Origin of the sequence: Pseudomonas moraviensis, from assembly GCF_900105805.1 — a bacterium.
GTDB classification, from domain to species: Bacteria; Pseudomonadota; Gammaproteobacteria; order Pseudomonadales; family Pseudomonadaceae; genus Aquipseudomonas; species Aquipseudomonas moraviensis_A.
The window spans coordinates 3,126,596-3,145,060 of sequence record NZ_LT629788.1 but is presented as its reverse complement, the minus strand read 5'-3'; the positions used below and the strand labels follow the sequence as shown (position 1 = coordinate 3,145,060).

Annotated in this window: 12 protein-coding genes; all 12 read left to right on the top strand. The window is 60.6% G+C overall.

The window, feature by feature from the left end; translation table 11 throughout:
- Positions 1–6: 6 nt before the first annotated feature.
- The 12 genes from flgK to pseC all read left to right on the top strand — a co-directional run bounded on the left by flgK (position 7) and on the right by pseC (position 18,462).
- A complete protein-coding gene (gene flgK / locus BLU71_RS13960) occupies positions 7–2,052 on the top strand; it encodes a flagellar hook-associated protein FlgK (protein WP_064362075.1) in 2,046 nt (681 codons plus the stop codon).
- Positions 2,053–2,065: 13 nt separating this feature from the next.
- Positions 2,066–3,634 (top strand): flagellar hook-associated protein 3, encoded by a 1,569-nt coding sequence (locus BLU71_RS13955; protein WP_042607508.1) that lies wholly within the window; start codon positions 2,066–2,068, stop codon positions 3,632–3,634.
- A gap of 109 nt (positions 3,635–3,743) precedes the next feature.
- Positions 3,744–7,337 (top strand): glycosyltransferase, encoded by a 3,594-nt coding sequence (locus BLU71_RS13950; RefSeq protein WP_083353321.1) that lies wholly within the window; start codon positions 3,744–3,746, stop codon positions 7,335–7,337.
- A 701-nt stretch (positions 7,338–8,038) separates the two neighbouring features.
- Positions 8,039–8,812, top strand: a complete 774-nt coding sequence (gene rfbF / locus BLU71_RS13945) for a glucose-1-phosphate cytidylyltransferase (RefSeq protein ID WP_064362095.1) — start codon at positions 8,039–8,041, stop codon at positions 8,810–8,812.
- A complete protein-coding gene (gene rfbG / locus BLU71_RS13940; RefSeq protein WP_083353320.1) occupies positions 8,794–9,876 on the top strand; it encodes a CDP-glucose 4,6-dehydratase in 1,083 nt (360 codons plus the stop codon). The genes rfbF and rfbG overlap by 19 nt, the downstream gene beginning before the upstream one ends.
- Complete coding sequence (gene rfbC / locus BLU71_RS13935; RefSeq protein ID WP_083353319.1) at positions 9,873–10,433, top strand: dTDP-4-dehydrorhamnose 3,5-epimerase; 561 nt, start codon at positions 9,873–9,875, stop codon at positions 10,431–10,433. Before rfbG ends, rfbC begins: the two co-directional genes overlap by 4 nt.
- Positions 10,430–11,656 carry a class I SAM-dependent methyltransferase gene (locus tag BLU71_RS13930; protein WP_083353318.1) on the top strand — a complete coding sequence of 409 codons (1,227 nt, stop codon included), beginning with the start codon at positions 10,430–10,432 and terminating at the stop codon, positions 11,654–11,656. The genes rfbC and BLU71_RS13930 overlap by 4 nt, the downstream gene beginning before the upstream one ends.
- Positions 11,653–12,510 (top strand): NAD-dependent epimerase/dehydratase family protein, encoded by an 858-nt coding sequence (locus tag BLU71_RS13925; RefSeq protein WP_083353317.1) that lies wholly within the window; start codon positions 11,653–11,655, stop codon positions 12,508–12,510. The genes BLU71_RS13930 and BLU71_RS13925 overlap by 4 nt, the downstream gene beginning before the upstream one ends.
- Positions 12,511–12,574: 64 nt before the next feature.
- Positions 12,575–13,309, top strand: coding sequence for a cephalosporin hydroxylase family protein (locus BLU71_RS13920; RefSeq protein ID WP_083353316.1), 735 nt, complete (start codon positions 12,575–12,577; stop codon positions 13,307–13,309).
- Positions 13,310–13,361: 52 nt separating this feature from the next.
- Positions 13,362–16,277 (top strand): glycosyltransferase family 2 protein, encoded by a 2,916-nt coding sequence (locus BLU71_RS13915; protein WP_065617413.1) that lies wholly within the window; start codon positions 13,362–13,364, stop codon positions 16,275–16,277.
- 23 nt (positions 16,278–16,300) lie between these two features.
- Positions 16,301–17,302 carry a UDP-N-acetylglucosamine 4,6-dehydratase (inverting) gene (gene pseB, locus BLU71_RS13910; RefSeq protein ID WP_064362069.1) on the top strand — a complete coding sequence of 334 codons (1,002 nt, stop codon included), beginning with the start codon at positions 16,301–16,303 and terminating at the stop codon, positions 17,300–17,302.
- On the top strand, positions 17,299–18,462 hold the full coding sequence (gene pseC / locus BLU71_RS13905; RefSeq protein ID WP_083353315.1) for a UDP-4-amino-4,6-dideoxy-N-acetyl-beta-L-altrosamine transaminase: 1,164 nt from the start codon (positions 17,299–17,301) through the stop codon (positions 18,460–18,462). The genes pseB and pseC overlap by 4 nt, the downstream gene beginning before the upstream one ends.
- Positions 18,463–18,465 lie beyond the last annotated feature (3 nt).

The window sequence follows — 18,465 nt, the reverse complement described above, 5'->3', positions numbered from 1 at the left end:
TGAACCATGAGTTTGCTCAATATCGGGATGTCGGGACTGTCGGCCAGCCAGTCCTCTCTGGCTACGACAGGCAACAACATTGCCAACGTCGACACCGCCGGTTATTCACGTCAGCAAACCGTGCAGGGCACCAAGTCCTCGCAGCAGTACGGCAGCGTTTTCATCGGCACGGGCACGACCCTGGCCGACGTGCGTCGGGTGTACAACTCGTACCTGGAGTCGCAGCTGCACACCGCGACTTCCCTGGACAGCGAATCGGCCGCGTTCCTCAAGCAGGCGACGCCGCTGGATTCCATTCTGTCGGACACCAACACCGGCCTGACCGGTGTACTGCAGAAATTCTTCACCTCGATGCAGGGCGTATCGACGTCGGCCACCGATGACACTTCGCGTCAGTCGGTGTTGACCGGTGCGCAGGCGCTGACCAGCCGCTTCAATACCCTGGCCAAGCAGCTCAACGATCAGAACACCACGATCAACGGCAGCCTCGGCGACATGACCGCCCAGGTGAACAAACTCGCCACGTCGATCGCCAATCTCAACCAGAAGATCGGCGAAATCTCCACCAGTGGCGGGGCGCCGAACGACCTGCTCGACAGCCGTAACGAAGCGGTGCGTCAGCTGTCCGAGCTGACCGGTGCCCAGGTCGTCGAGCGCGGCACCAGCTTCGACATTTATGTCGGCAGCGGTCAGCCACTGGTCATCGGCAACACCACCAACAGCCTGAGCATGGTCGCGAGCAAGACCGACCCGTCGCGCATGGCGATCCAGATGGATCGCGGTTCGAGCACCATCGACATCACCTCGGTGATCAGCGGTGGCGAAATCGGTGGCCTGCTGACCTATCGCAAGGAAGTCCTCGACCCGTCGCTCAACGAGCTCGGTCGCGTGGCCCTGGTGATTGCCGATCAGATCAACAGCCAGCAAGCCCAGGGCATCGACAAGAACGGTGACTTCGGCGCGGCGATTTTCAACAACATCAACAGTGCCGCACTGATCAGTCAGCGCAGCATTGCGAAGGATGGCAACAGCGCCGGTTCGGGCAACCTCGATGTGACCATCAAGGACACCGGCAAGCTGACCACCAGCGATTATCAGGTGACCTTCACCAGCGCCACCGATTACACCGTCAAGCGTTCCGACGGCACCGATCTGGGCGCGTTCAGCACCACGACCAACCCGCCGCCAGTGATTGACGGCTTTACCCTGGCCTTGAATGGCGGCGCGCTGAGCGCGGGTGACTCGTTCAAGATCACGCCGACCCGCAACGCGGCGGCGAGCATTCAGACCGTGCTCAGCGATCCGAAGAAAATCGCTGCGGCAGGTCCCTTGACCGGCGTCGCCAGCGCCAACGGCCTGGGCAATTACACCCAGCCGACGCTCAGCGACAAGATCGACATCTACAACCCGACCGCCCAGGCCGACATGCAGGCGGCGTTGAAGAATTCGACGCCGGTCAAACTGGTATTCGGCGCAGCCAGCGGCGGCAGCCAGTCATACAATCTGGTGGATGCCAAGGGCGCGACCATCGGCACCGGCACCATCGTGCCTGGCCAGTCGAACACGCTGAACCTGAAAGTCGGCATCGTCGATGCCAGCGGCAACCCGGTGATGGACACTACCGTCACGCCGAACGTACAGAAGACCTTCACCGTGCAGACCACCGTGGGCGGCACGCCGAAATCCGGCGAGACCTTCACCATGAACCTGACCGGCGCGGCGTCTTCGGACAACCGCAACGCTCAGGCACTGGTCGCGTTGCAAACCAAACAGACCGTGGACACCGGTTCGGCGAGCAAGGGCATCAGCCTGACCGACGCCTACAACACCCTGGTGACCAACGTCGGTACCAAGACCGCCCAAGGCAAATCCGACAGCGCCGCGACCACGGCGATTCTGGAGAACGCCAAGGGTGCCCGCGATTCGCTGTCCGGGGTCAACCTGGACGAAGAAACCGGCAACCTGGTCAAGTACCAGCAGTACTACACAGCGTCTTCGCAGATCATCAAAGCTGCGCAGGAAACTTTCGCCACGCTGATCAACAGCCTTTAAGGAGTCGTAATTCATGCGCATTTCCACCGCCCAGTATTACGGAACGCAAGCTTCGGATTATCAGCGTAACTTCAACAAGGCCGTCGCCACCGCGAGCGAGGCGAGCAGCCTGCAGCGCATCAACACCGCCGCCGATGATCCGATCGGTGCCGGACGTCTGCTGCAGCTGGGTCAGCAGGCAGCGATGCTGGATCAGTACAAGACCAACGTCGATACCACCAAAAGCGCGTTGAATGTGCAGGAGTCCACGCTGGACTCGATCACCACGGCGTTGGCCCGCGCCAAGGAACTCGCGCTGGCCGCGAACAACGGCACGATCACCGACAAGGATCGCCAGGCTTACGCCTCGGAGATGGGCGAGATCCAGCAACAAGTGCTGGGCCTGATGAACGCCAAGGACGCCAATGGTAATTACCTGTTCTCCGGTTCGAAAACCGATACCGCGCCTTACTCGAAGAATTCTGACGGCACATTCACCTACAACGGCGACCAGACCACCATCAATCTGGGCATCGGCGACGGCATGACCGTGGGCACCAATACCACCGGTTGGGACGCGTTCCAGCAGACCATCAACACCGGCCGCACCAACACCAAAATGACTGCGCCAGCCGTCGATGACGGCCGTGTCGTGCTGTCCAACGGCACCGTCGGCACTGTTGCCACCTACGATGCCAAGTTCACTGCCGGGCAGCCGTACACCGTCGATTTCGTCAGCAGCACCCAGCTGAAGATCACCGATGCCTTGGGCAACGACGTGACCGCCGAGGCCAGCCAGAATGGCCTGATCAGCAACAGCAGCGGCGCCAACCAGACTGTCAGCTTCCGTGGCGTAGACCTCAAGCTGAACGTCAACCTGAAGGCCGGCGATACCAATCCGGACGCGGTTATCGCAGGGCACAGCTTCCAGCTGTCGGCCTCGCCGGACTCGTTCACCACCACGCGCAATCCGGGTAACCCGTCGACCAGCGTGATCACTGGTTCGACCATCACCGATCAGGCGGCCTATAACGCAGCGTTCCCGCAGGGCGGCGCGGTGCTCAAGTTCACCAGTGCCACCGATTTCGATCTGTATGCCGCGCCGGTGACGGCCGACAGCAAGCCGGTTTCCTCGGGCACGGTAGTGGGCGGTAACGCGACGGCTGCCGGTGTGACTTTCGCCCTGGGCAACACGCCGGCAACGGGTGATCAGTTCTCGATCCAGCCAAACAATCACCAGACCCAGAACGTGCTCGACACCCTGGGCCAGATGATCTCCGCGCTGAACACGCCGGTCGATGGCGATCCGGTTGCCAAGCAGAAGTTGCAGGGCGCGATGGAGGCAGGCCTCGGCAACATCGACGCCGCCGCCAATCAGATCGGCACCGCAGTCACCACCATTGGTGCGCGCGGCCAGGCGCTGGACATGCAGGCCATCACCAACGACAGCCTGACCACGGCGAACAGCACGACCCAGGGTTCGATCCGTGATTCCGATCCGGCTGAAGTCATGACCCGTCTGACGCTGCAACAGACCATGCTGCAAGCCGCGCAACTGGCGTTCAGCAAGATCAGTCAGTTGGGTCTGTTCAACAAGATCTGATGCCTGGCGGGCGCGTGAGCGCCCGCTAACGTTGTCCCTCTGTTAATGATTTTTTGCGGTATCAAGGGCTCGTTTTTCCGAGCGGGCTCGTACCGCCTGTGAGCCCGCCGTGAATTCACTTCCTCTCGTCAGCATCGCTATTCCTGCCTTCAATCCGCGCTTCTTCGAGCGGACGCTGAGCAGCGCCGTCAGTCAGACTTACGGCCATCTGGATATCGTCGTGTGCGATGACAGCTGTGGCGACCAGATCGAGTCCATCGTCAACGCGGTCGTGGAGCAGACGGGCGTGATGGTGCGTTATGTGCGCAATCCTCAGACGCTCGGGCTGGTAGGCAATCTGAAGGTCTGCCTCGAGCAGGCGCGTGGCGAGTTCATCAAGTTTCTGTGTGACGATGACTTGCTTTATTCGGCCTGTATCGAACAGCAAGCCCATGAGCTGCAACGCGAAGAAGTCAGTCTGGTAATCGCGCAGCGGCTGTTGTGGGACGCTAACGACATCATTCTGCCGGGGCGTCTGGAAAATAGTTCGTTGTCGCCGGTCAGTGGGTTGCTCAAGGGGGACGATCTCCTGAGCATCTTCGAAAAATTTCCGGTCAACGTCCTCGGCGGCTTCAGCAGCGCGTTGTTCCGCCGTTCCGACGTTGCCGAGCTGTTGCCGGCCCTGACGGAAGAGGGCGCGTGCTTCGTCGCCACTCTGGATTTTGCCTTGTATGTCTGCCTGCTGCGGCGCGGCAACATGGTCACCTCCAACAATGTACTGAGCGCCGAGCGACTTTATCCTGAGCGTCTGAGTGCGCAGCAGGCGATGAAGGACGCGGCGGAAACCGAGCGCGAGTGGATTTCGCAAATGCTCAAGGTCCGCAGCGGTGAGTCGGCACCCGCACCAGGCTGGGTTCGCTTTGTGCGACTGACCAGGGCGGACGAGTCACCGCGTATTTGGGAAGAGTTGCCGCTGAGCCGTACCCTTGGCACCAAGCAGAGCCGTCAGGAGTTGGGCGTGGGTGTCGACAGCTTCAGTTTCGGCGAGCTCTATGCGCAGTGGCTGGCGTGTCGGGTGCTCACCGAGGCGCAGCGCAAATGGCTGCCAGAAACCCTCGCCGGCTGGCCGCATCAACCCCGAATCGTACCGATCATTATCGACGTGCAGGGCAGTCGCGATGCTCTGGAGCGCACCTTGGCCGCGCTCGCCGCCCAGGACTATCCGCCGGAACTGGTGCTGGTGTTGTCCGCGGCCTGTAGCGAAGCGCAGTTGCAGGAAAGGGTGTTCCATATGCCGTTGCAGGATGACGGTCTGGAACAGATCAACACGCTGCTGCCGCAACTCGAAGGCGCCGACTGGTTCTATCTGCTGCAACCGGGTGATTGCCCGGTGGCGCCGGCGTTGCTGGTGATGGCCGACCGCATTGCGCATTCGCGGTCGCTGACCTGCCTGTACAGCGACGAAGGCAGTCTGCGCGACGGCGAATCGGCGGAGCCGGCGTTCAAGCCGGATTTCAACCTCGACCTGATGCGCAGCTATCCGTACGTCGGCCGTGCACTGGCATTCCAGCGTGAACGCTTTCTGGCGCTCGGCGGTTTTGCTCCGGCGTTCGCCGAACTGGCACCCCACGATGTGCTCTGGCGGATGGTCGAAAGCGATGGCCTGCAAGTCGTCGGGCATATCGCCGAGGTGTTGCTGGAATCGAAATTCGACCTGTCGCAATGGCTCACTGAGCCGGGCGTCGTCGAACAGAGTCCGCGCATTCTCGAGGCGCATCTGCAGCGTCTGGGAATTGCTCACGACATCCGCCGCGGCAGCCGGGAACTGCTCAACCGTGTCGACTACCATCACCCACGGCGCCCCTTGGTTTCGGTGATCATCGTCACCCAGGATCAGACCGCAGCCTTGCAGCGTTGCGTCGAGACGTTGCTGGAAAAGACCGCTTACAGCGAGTACGAATTACTGCTGGTCGACAACGGCAGCGAAAGCGCCGAAGCGTTGGCCTGGCTGGATGGCATGGCGCAATTGGGTGGTGAGCGCATTCGCGTGCTGAGGTGTCGGCAAAAGGGCAATGCTGCTGCCGTGCACAATTTTGCCGTGCAACAGGCGCGCGGTGAGTACGTGCTGATGCTCAATGCCTTCGCTGTGATCACCCAGGCTGACTGGCTCGATGAATTGCTCAATCATGGGCAACGACCGGAAGTCGGTGTGGTCGGTGCCAAGCTGTTCAACCCGGACGGCGGTATATTGCACGCCGGCCTGATTCTCGGATTGAACGGGCCGGTCGGGCTGCCGTTCTATGGCCAGCCGATGCAGTCGGAAGGTTACATGTACCGCTTACAGGCAGTGCATGACCTGAGTGCCGTGGGCGGTGATTGCCTGATGATTCGAAAGTCGGTGTTCGACGCCGCTGGTGGCCTGGATGAGCAGGATCTCAAACAAACGCTGAATGTCGCAGACTTGTGTCTGCGCGTCGGCCGCGACGGTTATCTGGTGGTGATGAATCCGCACGCCGTGCTGGCCGTTGGCGCACGGCCAAGTGCGGCGACCACCCCGCAAGAGGAAGCGCAGCACGCCGAGGAAAAAGACACGTTTTATCAGCGCTGGTTGCCACTGGTTGCCCGTGACCCGGCTTACAATGTCAACCTAACGTTGCAGGGTGTGGGCGCCACCAATTTCAGTCTGGAACCGGGTCTGCGCACCGGCTGGAACGCTTTCTCCACGGCCCTGCTGCCTAACGTGCTCGCGGTGCCGATCAACGCTTCTGCCATCGGCCACTACCGGATCAGCCAGCCGATGATCGAGCTGGAAGCAGCCAATCGGGTAGAAGGGCGCATCTGCTATGGCTTGCCGTCGATCATCGATATCGAACGGCAGTCACCCGATGTGATCGTTCTGCAGGGGCGTTACTCGGAGCACACCATCGATGAAATCCCGCCGCTGAAAAAGTTTTTCAACGCGCGACGGATCTTCGAACTCGACGATTATGTCATCGACGTTCCCCATCGCAACGCACACATCCGCAATATGCCGGGCAAGGCGGACATGGAGCGCATGGTGCGCCGGGCGATCGGCCTGTGTGATCGCGTGGTGGTCTCGACTGCGCCGCTGGCCAACGCATTGGCGGACATGCACCACGACATTCGTGTGGTGCCGAACATGCTGGCCAAGGATTTGTGGGGGCACCTGCGCAGCCAGCGTCGCACCTCGAAAAAACCGCGCGTCGGCTGGGGCGGCGGCACCAGTCACCATGGTGACCTGGCGGTGATCGCCGACGTAGTGCGGGAATTGGCCAACGAGGTGGACTGGGTGTTCTTCGGTATGTGCCCGGATGATTTGCTGCCGTACATGCATGAGTTTCATGGCGTTATTGCGCTGGATGTCTATCCGGCAAAACTGGCCAGTCTGAATCTGGACCTGGCGTTGGCGCCGTTGGAGTTCCACATCTTCAACGACTGCAAAAGCAACCTGAGGCTGCTCGAGTACGGCGCCTGCGGGTTTCCGGTGGTCTGTACCGATACCGAGGCTTATCGCGGCTACCTGCCGTGTACGCGGGTCAAGACAAACACGACCGATGAATGGCTACAGGCTATCCGCATGCATTTGGCTGACCCGGATGCCAGTTATCGCATGGGCGATGAATTGCGTGAGGTGGTGCTGCGCGACTATGTCTTGCGGGGGGATAACTTGCGGCATTGGGAATATGGGTGGTTGGCGGATTGATTGGAATGCAGTCGTGACCATACGAACAGGCGCCTTTGACAAAAGCCGCCTGTTTTTTCTAGCTTGTTATTTACGCTTCTCTCGAAAGAATTTCTGTTCACGGCTAAAGCTTTAATCATTTGCTGTCGGTATTTACCTAATCGTCTGTCTTCAACGTTCGCTGCAATGACCTGTGATCACCACACGAACCTGTACCGATTCACAACAAGGCAAGGAAGAAAAATTGGCGGTCATAAACGGAACAAACGGCGCGGATACGCTGGTGGGTACTGCCATGTCATTGCAAAGGACGAGGGTGGGCGATGACCTGATCCTTAATGACTCCGGCAGAACCGATCAGGGAGTCAAGCTGCAGGACTGGTTCGCAGGCCAAAACACTATCGAGTAATTCGAGGCGGCCAACGGCGATGTTCTGCCAATCAATGATGGGTTCAGTATGTTTGGCTAGTTTTCCGACTCGTCTGAGTAATTGAATGAAAGGGATGAATCCGCCAAAGGATTCATCCCTTTTTTGCTCTACGGCCCATCCAATACGGAAGCCATCGAGCTGGCGCGTTTCCTGCAGGCTCCCCTCAAATCGCCATAAAACGAGCGCTCGCGGTCATTCCTCCTGCGCCCGGATCGGCAGAAGGTTCAGCGAGAAGGCCCGCAACGCTCAACAAAGCAGTGCGCAGCGCGGTGAACGTACGAGAGGGGAGATGATGAAGGCAGTTATTTTGGCGGGTGGCCTCGGCACCCGCATCAGTGAAGAGTCGCACCTCAAGCCCAAGCCGATGATCGAGATCGGCGGCAAGCCAATTCTCTGGCACATCATGAAGCAGTATTCCGCCCACGGGATCCACGACTTCGTCATCTGCCTGGGCTACAAGGGCTACGCAATCAAGGACTTCTTCGCCAATTATTTTCTGCACACCTCCGATGTCACTTTCAACATGCGTGAAAACCGCATGGACGTGCACCAGAACTACAGCGAGCCGTGGAGCGTGACCCTCATCGACACCGGCGAGGAGACCATGACCGGTGGACGCCTGTTGCGTGCCGGCCGTTACCTCAAGGATGAAGAGGCGTTCTGCTTCACCTACGGCGATGGCGTTTCCGATTTGAACATCCGTGAATTGGTCGATTACCACAAGGGCCATGGTCGTTTGGCTACCGTCACCGCCGTGCAGCCACCGGGGCGCTACGGTGCACTTGAGCGTCAAGGCGATCAGGTCCTCGGCTTCACTGAAAAACCCCGTGGCGACGGCGGCTGGATCAATGGCGGCTTCTTCGTCCTGTCGCCGAAAGTCTTGCCCTACATCGCTGGCGATGAGACCACCTGGGAAGCCGAGCCATTGGCGCGTCTGGCCCGCGAGGAGCAATTGAAAGCGTTTGAACACGACGGCTTCTGGCAACCGATGGACACCCTGCGCGACAAGAACCATCTCGAAGCGCTGTGGCAAAGCGGGGAGGCCCCATGGAAGCAATGGGCCTGAATGCGGATTTCTGGCGTGGCAAACGCGTGCTGGTCACCGGACACACCGGTTTCAAGGGCAGTTGGCTGACCCTGTGGCTGCAAAGCCTCGGCGCGCAGGTCAGCGGTTTTTCGCTAGACCCATCAACCGAACCGAGCCTGTTCGAACTGGCGCGCGTACACGAAGGCATCAACGACCAGCGCGGCGATTTGCGTGACCTCGGTGCCTTGCTCGAGATCATCGCCGAGACCGAGCCGGAGATCGTTCTGCATCTGGCGGCGCAGCCCTTGGTGCGCGAGGGCTATCGCGATCCGCTCGGCACCTATTCCAGCAACGTCATGGGCACGCTGAATCTGCTCGAAGCGATCCGTCAGGTCGGCGGCGTGCGGGCATGCGTGCTGGTGACCACCGACAAGGTCTACGCCAACAAGGAATGGCTGTGGCCGTACCGCGAAGACGAAGCCCTCGGTGGCCACGATCCTTACAGCAGCAGCAAGGCCTGCTGCGAATTGCTCGCGCAGTCCTATGCCGCGTCGTTTTTCCCGGCGGACAAACATGCCCAACACGGGCTGGCCCTGGCTACCGCACGCGCCGGCAATGTGCTGGGCGGTGGTGATTTTGCGCCGGAGCGACTGATCCCCGACGTACTGAAAGCCTGGACCGCCGACGAGCCGGTGACCCTGCGCTACCCGCAAGCCGTGCGCCCGTGGCAGCACGCGCTGGAGCCGCTGGCCGGATATCTGCAACTGGCTGCCGCGCTGTACGAATACGGCCCGGAATACGCCGGTGCGTGGAACTTCGGCCCCGGTGAGGCAGACATGTGCAGCGTCGGTGAAGTGGTTGAACTACTCGCCAATCGCTGGCCGCTGGCCCGTGGCTTGCGCATCGAACCGAGTGAACTGCACGAAGCCGGTCTGCTGCGTCTGGACAGCAGTCGCGCGCGGCAGGTGCTCGGCTGGCAGCCGCGCTGGTCGTTGCAGGCTTGCCTGGCGCAGACCCTCGATTGGCACTTGGCGTGGCAGAACGGCGATGACATGCGCGCCGTAACTCTGGGCCAATTGAATTTGTACCGAGGCGCGCTGTGAGCGAGTTTTCCCTGAAAGCGTTGCCGCTGGCCGGTCTGTTCTGCGTTCAGCACAAGCGCTTCGAAGATCAGCGCGGGCACTTCGCCCGGTTGTTCTGCGAGGGCAGCCTGAGTGCGTTTGGCAGCGCTTTCCACATCCGCCAGATCAACCATTCCTGCACTCGCGAGAAGGGCAGTGTGCGTGGCCTGCACTATCAGAATGCCGACGCCCCGGAAGCCAAACTGATCACGTGCCTGCGCGGTGAAGTCTGGGATGTCGCGGTGGATCTGCGTCCTGACTCGGAAACCTTTTTGCGCTGGCACGCCGAGCACTTGAAGGCGGCCGATGGCCGCAGCCTGTTGATTCCGGCCGGTTTCGCTCATGGCTTTCAGACGCTCACCGACGACGCCGAATTGCTCTATCTGCACAGCGCCGATTACGCGCCGGAACACGAGGGCGGCTTGTCGGTAAACGATCCTCGACTGGCGATTGCCTGGCCGTTGCCTGTCAATAATTTGTCAGCGCGTGATTCCAGCCATTCCGCGCTCGATCAACACTTTGCTGGAGTGCGTCTATGAATTGCCGTGGGTGCGCCGCACCGCTGAGCCTGCCGCTGATCGACCTCGGCACTTCGCCGCCGTCCAACGCCTATGTGCATGCCGATCGCCTGGAGAAGGCCGAGCAATGGGTGCCGTTGAAGGTTGCCGTGTGTGAGCAATGCTGGCTGGTGCAGACCGAGGACTACACCAGTGCCGACAGCCTTTTCGACGCCGAATATGCCTATTTCAGCTCGTTCTCCAGCACTTGGCTGAATCACGCCGAGCGCTATGTCGCCGAGATGAGCGAGCGCTTCGGTCTCAGCGCCGACAGTCGCGTGGTCGAAGTCGCCGCCAACGATGGTTATCTGCTGCAATACGTCGCCGCGCGCGGCATCCCGTGCCTGGGTGTCGAGCCGACCCGCAGCACCGCGCAAGCGGCACGGGAAAAAGGCCTGGAAATTCGCGAGCTGTTCTTCGGCCGCGACACCGCCACGCAATTGCGCAGCGAAGGCTGGAGCGCTGACCTGATGGCGGCCAACAACGTGCTCGCCCATGTGCCGGACATCAACGATTTCCTCGCCGGCTTCGCGACGTTGCTCAAGCCGACCGGTGTCGCCACTTTCGAGTTTCCGCAACTGCTGACGCTGATGGCCGGCGCGCAGTTCGACACGCTGTATCACGAACACTATTCCTACCTATCACTGACCGCCGTGCAGACCTTGTGCGAGCGCAATGGCCTGGAAGTGTTCGACGTCAGCCAGTTGAGCACTCACGGTGGCTCGTTGCGTGTATTCGTGCAACGCAAGGACGGCCAGCGCCGTGCTGTTCTCCCGGCAGTGCAGCAACAACTGCAGGCCGAACTCGTTGCCGGGGTGAAAACCGCCGAGTACTACGCGACCCTCGCGCCGGCTGCCGAACGCATCAAACATGACCTGCTGCGCTTCCTGTTGCGGGCCAAAGCCGACGGTAAACGTGTGGTCGGATACGGCGCGGCGGCCAAGGGCAATACCTTGCTCAATTACGCCGGCGTCAAAGCGGATCTGCTGGCCTGGGTGGCCGATGCCAATCCGCACAAGCAGGGCAAATTCTTGCCGGGCAGTCGCATTCCGATCGTGGCGCCGGCGCAGATCGAAATCGACAAACCGGACTACGTGCTGGTGCTGCCGTGGAACCTGCTGCAAGAAGTCAGTCAGCAACTGGCGCAGGTGCGTCAGTGGGACGGGCGCTTCGTCATCGCCGTGCCTGAGTTGAAAGTACTGTGAAGGTTCTGGTTACCGGCGCTACCGGTTTTGTCGGTCGGCATCTGGTTGCTGCATTGCTTGAACGCGGCTGCGAAATTCGTGCGGTGGCGCGCAACGCAGAAACGGCGCGAAGCATGCCGTGGATCGATGACGTGGAGTTCGTCAGCGCGGATATTCACGCTGCTGATCTGAATGTCGTCGCGCTGACCGAAGGCATCGACGCACTCGTGCATCTGGCCTGGCCGGGGCTGCCGAACTATCGGGCGCTGTTTCATTTCGAGCACAACCTGATGGCCGATTACCGCTTTATCAAAAGTGCGGTCGAGGCGGGCGTGCAGCAGGTTCTGGTGACCGGTACCTGTTTCGAATACGGCATGCAAAGCGGCCCGCTCAGCGAGTCAACCGAGCCACGGCCGAGCAATCCTTACGGTCTGGCCAAGCACACGCTGCACCTGTTTTTGCAAAACCTGCAGCAGGAGCGGCCGTTCACTTTGCAGTGGGCGCGGTTGTTCTATCTGCATGGCGAAGGGCAGAACCCCAACAGCCTGTTGGCCGCGCTTGACCGGGCGATCGATAGCGGTGAGCCGACCTTCAACATGTCGGCCGGTGAGCAGTTGCGCGATTTTCTCGCAATTGAAACCGCTGCGAGTCATCTCGCCGCGATCCTCCATCAGCGCGACTTCGCTGGCGTAGTCAACTGCGCCAGCGGTCAACCGGTGTCGGTGCGTGCGTTGGTCGAACAGCGCTTGCGTGAGCGTGGCGCAGCGCTGGATTTGAACCTCGGCCATTACCCCTATCCGACCCATGAGCCCATGGCGTTCTGGGCTGTGGTGGAGCGGTTACAACAATTACTCGAGGCCCAGCGCAGCAACTGATGCGCCTGCCGCGAAGGCCTTTTGGCCATGTGCAAACCCAATGAATTTTCAGTGAGACCGGACAATGAGCGATAACCTGATCAAGACCTTCGAAGCAGAGTGCCAGGCTGAAGTGGTTGCCCAAGGCCAGAACAAGGAACTCAAGGCGCTGGCCCAGGAGTTCTACAACCAGTCGGCCAAGCACAAGTACACCTATCACTTCTCGTGGATGGGCCGACCGATCATTCAGTTGCCGCAAGACATGATGGCGATGCAGGAACTGATCTGGCGGATCAAACCGGACTTGGTCATCGAGTGCGGTATCGCCCACGGCGGTTCGATCATTTACTACGCTTCGTTGCTGGAGCTGCAGGGCCATGGCGAAGTGCTCGGCATTGATCGCGATATCCGCGCGCACAACCGTGAGGCCATCGAAAGCCATCCGATGATCAAGCGCATCAGCATGATCGAAGGTTCCAGCCTCGACCCGGCGGTGGTCGAGCAGGTTCGTCAGGCGGCTGCTGGCAAGAAAGTCATCGTGGTGCTCGACTCCAACCATACCCACGAACACGTCCTTGAAGAGTTGCGTCTCTACGCACCGTTGGTGTCGGTGGACAGCTATTGCGTGGTCATGGACACCGTCGTCGAGGACATGCCGGCCGATGCTTTCCCGGATCGTCCGTGGGGCCCTGGTGACAACCCGAAGACTGCGGTGTGGGCTTATCTCAAGGAAAACGCTGATTTTGAGATCGATCAGCAGATGCAGGACAAGTTGCTGATCACCGTTGCTTCGGACGGTTATCTGCGTCGGGTTCGTTGACAGTTTTTTCATTACAGCGTTTTCGCACGGTTTGATCGCGGCAGGAGAAGTTATGCAAGGCAAGTACGGTTCTGAAAACACGCTGCCATTGAGCGAGTTGCTGACAGTGGTACTGATCACCCACAACCGCCCGGCTTTTTTGCGCCGAGCGCTGCAGTACTACAGCAGCCTGCCTTGCAAGGTGCTGGTGCTGGACTCTTCCCCCGAGCGCCCGGAAGGTGATTTTTCGGCGGTCGATTATCAGCACTTGCCGCAATTTGCCTACTGGGGCATGCAGGCCAAACTGACTTACGGCGTTGCGCAGTTGACCACGCCGTACATGGTGTTTGCCGCCGACGACGACTTTATCCTGCATGAGTCGCTGGCCGAATCGGTCAGGTTCCTCGAAGCGAACCGTGACTACGGCCTGTGCCACGGTTACTGCCTGATGTACCTGGCGCTGGCGGGCAGCGTCAGCTACTACCGTCGCGACAAGAAGATCTGTGAAGACTACGCGTCCGAGCGCGCCGAGGATCGCGTCCTCGATTTCATGCATCAGTACGTACCGCCCTTTTACGGCGTGTGCCGTACTTCGATCATTCAGGACTGGTACGCCGCTTTGCCGGCGGGCACCAGTTTCCAGTGGCAGGAAATCGGCCATACCTATTATCTGCTGGCGAACGCCAAGGCGCGGATCCTGCCGATCCCGTACGTCGTACGCGAAATCAACGTCGGCTTCTCCGATCACAACACCGATGTCTACCACTCGCTGTCTTATACCGACGCCAAGTCGGTGGCCGAGCGGGAGGCCTTCGCCGAATTCCTCGCGTCCTTGCCGACCGCTATTACCGGCCTTGATCAGGCGCAGCGCAAGGCATTTGTCCTGAAAAGCTTCGAAGCCATGACCGACAGTCTGGTCTCCGGGCGGGCATTGACCAACGAGCTGATTTTCGAGTCGACCTGGAATCAGGTCACCAAAGAGCCAGAACGCAAATTCGGCCCACGGCAATACGTCGAGATGCCGTTTTACAACCAGCACTTCTTCGACTTGCTGACCCAGTTCGAATTCCTCCTGCATGCGATGCCCGCCGGGCGTATTCAGCTTGAGAAGCTTGAAGGCGTCTGGGCCCGGCAGGAGTATCTGTTGCAGGCGCGAAATAACGACACTCCGGAAAGCGTCATCGACCGGCTGTGGCAAGCCCATGACAGCAACGCGTTCAACCGTCGCGTGGTCAAGCGTCTGGCCGAGCAACTGCAGTCGGCTGGCGAGGAAGCTCCAGCGCAGGAAATGCTTGAGTGGGGCGCGCGTCTTCAAGCCGTGTCGAACCTTGATCACTACCCGGTCTTTGGCAAGATGCGCTCGGGGCGTTTGCTCGATTGGCTGGCGGCGCGCAAGCCTGACGCCGAACAATCTGCTTCAATCGCTGCCCGTCTGGCCGCCAGCAACGGCGGACCGCAGTTCGGTATTTTCCTGCTTGACCTGGATGACAGCGTCGAGAAGCTGCAAATTACCCTCGACAGCCTCGTCGAAGGTGTCAGCAAAGCGTTCAAGATCGTGGTCTTCACCACTGGCGAACCGCAGACCGCGACCACCGCGCAAAACACCTTGCACTTTGTTCGGGTTACCCCGGGCAATCTCGTCGACAAGCTCAACCAGAGCGCTGCGCAGTCGCCTTGCGACTGGTTGCTGCTGGCGAACGTGGGCGACGAATTCACACCGGCCGGCCTGGCGCGCGCCGGTCTGGAACTGATGGCGGCCAGCGGTGTTCGCGCAGTAGCGACTGATGAAATTCAGCGCACTGCCGAAGGCGCACTGGTCGACGTATTCCGCCCCGGTTTCAATCTTGATCTGCTGCACAGCGTGCCGTCGCTGATGGCGCGGCACTGGCTGATCCGCCGCGAAGTCCTGCTTGAAGCCGGCGGTTATCAGGCCGACTTCAGCAAGGCGCTGGAATTCGATCTGTTGCTGCGCATCATCGAACAGGGCGGCCTCGACGGCCTGGCGCATCTTGATGAGCCGCTGCTGATCACCGAGCAGGCGCCTCTGGAAGAAAACGCCCATGAGCGTCTGGCGCTGCTGCGTCACTTGGGCAATCGCGGTTACAAAGCCAAGGTCACCTCGGCGCTGCCGGGTACCTGGCAGATCGATTATCGCCATACCGAACAACCGCTGGTGTCGATCATTGTGCCGGTCATTGATGATCTGCCGGCACTGCGTCGCTGCCTCGAAGGCGTGCTGCTGCGCACCCGTTACAGCCGCTACGAAGTGCTGCTGGCCGCCAACGGCAATCAGTCGGCCGAGGTCAACGATTGGCTGGGCACGCTGCGCCACGCCAAGGTCAACGTACTGCGTGCCGATCAGCCGCTCGGCGAAATCGCGTTGTATAACGCCGCCAGCGAGCAGGCGCAGGGTGAATACCTGGTGCTGCTGGCCGCCGACAGCGAAGTGGTCAACCCGAACTGGATCGATTCGCTGCTCAACCATGCCCAGCGTCCGGAAGTCGGCGTCGTCGGCGCCAAACTCGTCGATCGTGACGGCAAGGTTGCCCAGGCCGGTCTGATTCTCGGCCTCAACGATGGCGTGTGTTCGCCCTTCATCGGCGAGAAACACAAGGCCGAGGGTTACATGCAGCGTCTGGCTGTCGAGCAGAATTACTCGGCGGTTTCCAAGGTGTGCCTGATGATTGGCAAGGACATGTTCAATGCCCTTGGCGGCCTGGACGAGGTGACCTTCGCTGCGGGCTATGCCGATGTCGATCTGTGCCTCAAGGCCGGTCAGGCCGGTTACCTCACCGTGTGGACGCCACTGGTGCAGGTGCTGCACACCGGCGAGCTGCCACAGGCGCCAGCGGCATTGGCGGCATTGCGTGAAAAATGGCCCGACGCCTTTGCCCAGGATCCGGCGTACAACGCGAACCTGGCCCTGAGTGGCAAAGGTTTCACTCTTGGCGAAAACGCCTCGATCAATTGGGCGCAGTTGCTCGCCTGAGCAGGCCGGACAGGAATCACCACATGTTCAACGGACAATCGATTTTCATCTCCGGCGGCACTGGCTCGTTCGGCCGTAACTTCATTCGCCGCTTGCTCGAGCAATACCAGCCCAAGCGCGTCGTGGTGTTCTCTCGCGACGAGCTGAAGCAGTACGAGATGCAGCAGACGTTCAACGCGCCATGCATGCGTTATTTCATCGGTGACGTGCGTGACGCCGAGCGCTTGCGTCAGGCCATGCGCGGCATCGATTACGTCGTCCATGCCGCTGCGTTGAAGCAGGTGCCGGCGGCGGAATACAACCCGACCGAATGCATCCGCACCAACGTCAATGGCGCGGAGAACATCATCGCCGCCGCCATCGACAATGGCGTGAAGAAGGTCGTCGCGCTGTCCACCGACAAGGCGGCCAGCCCGATCAATCTGTACGGTGCGACCAAGTTGCTCTCGGACAAATTGTTTGTCGCCGCCAACAACATTGCTGGCGAGCAGCAGACCCGTTTCGCTGTGGTGCGCTACGGCAACGTCGCTGGCTCGCGCGGTTCGGTGGTGCCGTTTTTCAGCAAGCTGATCGCTGACGGCGCGCAGGAGCTGCCGATCACCGACGAGCGCATGACGCGGTTCTGGATCACCCTCGATCACGGCGTGCAGTTCGTCCTCGACAGCTTCGCGCGCATGCACGGCGGTGAAGTGTTCGTACCGAAGATTCCGTCGATCCGCATCGTCGATCTGGCGCGGGGCATGGCCGAGCATTTGCCGCACAAGAACGTCGGCATCCGTCCCGGCGAGAAGCTGCATGAGCTGATGGTGCCGCTGGACGATGCGCGGATGACCCTTGAGTTTGACGACCACTACACGATTCAGCCGTCGATTCGTTTTACCAGCGTCGATGTCGATTTCGCCGTCGATAAACTTGGCGAACGCGGCCGTGCCGTGGGCGAGGATTTCGAGTATCGCTCGGATACCAACCCGCATTTTCTTTCGGTCGGGCAGATCGCCGATCTGCACGCGAAGCTGTCGGTATGATCCCTTACGGTCGGCAGAGCCTCGATCAGGCAGACATCGATGCGGTGGTCGAGGTGTTGCAATCGGACTGGCTGACTCAGGGGCCGACCATCGAACGCTTCGAGCAGGCCATGGCCGAGCGCTGTCAGGCGGATTTTGCCGTGGCGGTGTGCAATGCCACGGCGGCGCTGCACATTGCCTGTCTGGCGGCGGGTCTGGGGCCGGGCGATCGCTTGTGGACTTCGCCTAATACCTTTCTCGCCTCGGCGAATTGCGGGCGCTATTGCGGCGCCGAGGTGGATTTCGTCGACATCGATCCGCTGACCTGGAACCTCGATGCGTTCGCGCTTGAGGCAAAGCTCGAACAGGCCGAGCGCGACGGCACGCTGCCAAGAGTCCTCGTCGCCGTTGCCTTCTCCGGGCAGAGCTGTGACCTGCGCAAGATTGCCGATCTGGCGGTGCGCTACAACTTCACCGTGATCGAAGACGCCTCCCACGCAGTGGGCGCGAGCTACGCCGGGCGTCCGGTCGGTTGTGGTGAATTCGCGGCGATGACGGTGTTCAGTTTTCATCCGGTGAAAATCATCACCAGCGCCGAGGGCGGCATGGTCCTGACCAATCGCCCGGCGCTGGCCGAACGTCTGCGACGCCTGCGCAGCCACGGCATGACCCGCGATCCCGAGCACATGACCGAGCCGAGCCACGGGCCGTGGTATTACCAGCAGATCGAGCTGGGTTTCAATTATCGGATCACCGATCTGCAAGCGGCGCTGGGTCTGTCACAACTGCGCAAGCTCGACGAATTTGTCGCACGGCGCCGCGAACTCGCAGCGCGTTACGATCAGTTGCTCGCCTACCTGCCGCTGACCTTGCCGAGTGCGCAGCCGGAGGCCGAATCGGCGTGGCACTTGTACGTGGTGCGTTTGCAGGCCGAGCGCTGCAATCTCAGTCATCGCCAGGTGTTCGAAGGTTTGCGTGCCGCCGGCATCGGCGTAAATCTGCACTATATTCCGGTGCATCTGCAGCCGTACTATCGCGAGCTGGGTTTTGCCGAGGGCGATTTCCCCGAGGCCGAGCGCTATTACGCCGAGGCGATCAGCTTGCCGCTGTTCCCTTTGCTCAGCGAAGAACAACAGGATCAGGTGGTCGAGCAACTGCGCCGGCTGCTGCTTGAGGAGTAAGGC

Bases quoted from the DNA above. Each gene is read 5' to 3' on its own strand.
- BLU71_RS13955 (WP_042607508.1), top strand. From the start codon at position 2,066: ATGCGCATTTCCACCGCCCAGTATTACGGAACGCAAGCTTCGGATTAT.
- BLU71_RS13915 (WP_065617413.1), top strand. From the start codon at position 13,362: ATGCAAGGCAAGTACGGTTCTGAAAACACGCTGCCATTGAGCGAGTTG.
- pseB (WP_064362069.1), top strand. From the start codon at position 16,301: ATGTTCAACGGACAATCGATTTTCATCTCCGGCGGCACTGGCTCGTTC.
- flgK (WP_064362075.1), top strand. From the start codon at position 7: ATGAGTTTGCTCAATATCGGGATGTCGGGACTGTCGGCCAGCCAGTCC.
- BLU71_RS13930 (WP_083353318.1), top strand. From the start codon at position 10,430: ATGAATTGCCGTGGGTGCGCCGCACCGCTGAGCCTGCCGCTGATCGAC.
- BLU71_RS13920 (WP_083353316.1), top strand. From the start codon at position 12,575: ATGAGCGATAACCTGATCAAGACCTTCGAAGCAGAGTGCCAGGCTGAA.
- pseC (WP_083353315.1), top strand. From the start codon at position 17,299: ATGATCCCTTACGGTCGGCAGAGCCTCGATCAGGCAGACATCGATGCG.
- rfbG (WP_083353320.1), top strand. From the start codon at position 8,794: ATGGAAGCAATGGGCCTGAATGCGGATTTCTGGCGTGGCAAACGCGTG.
- rfbF (WP_064362095.1), top strand. From the start codon at position 8,039: ATGAAGGCAGTTATTTTGGCGGGTGGCCTCGGCACCCGCATCAGTGAA.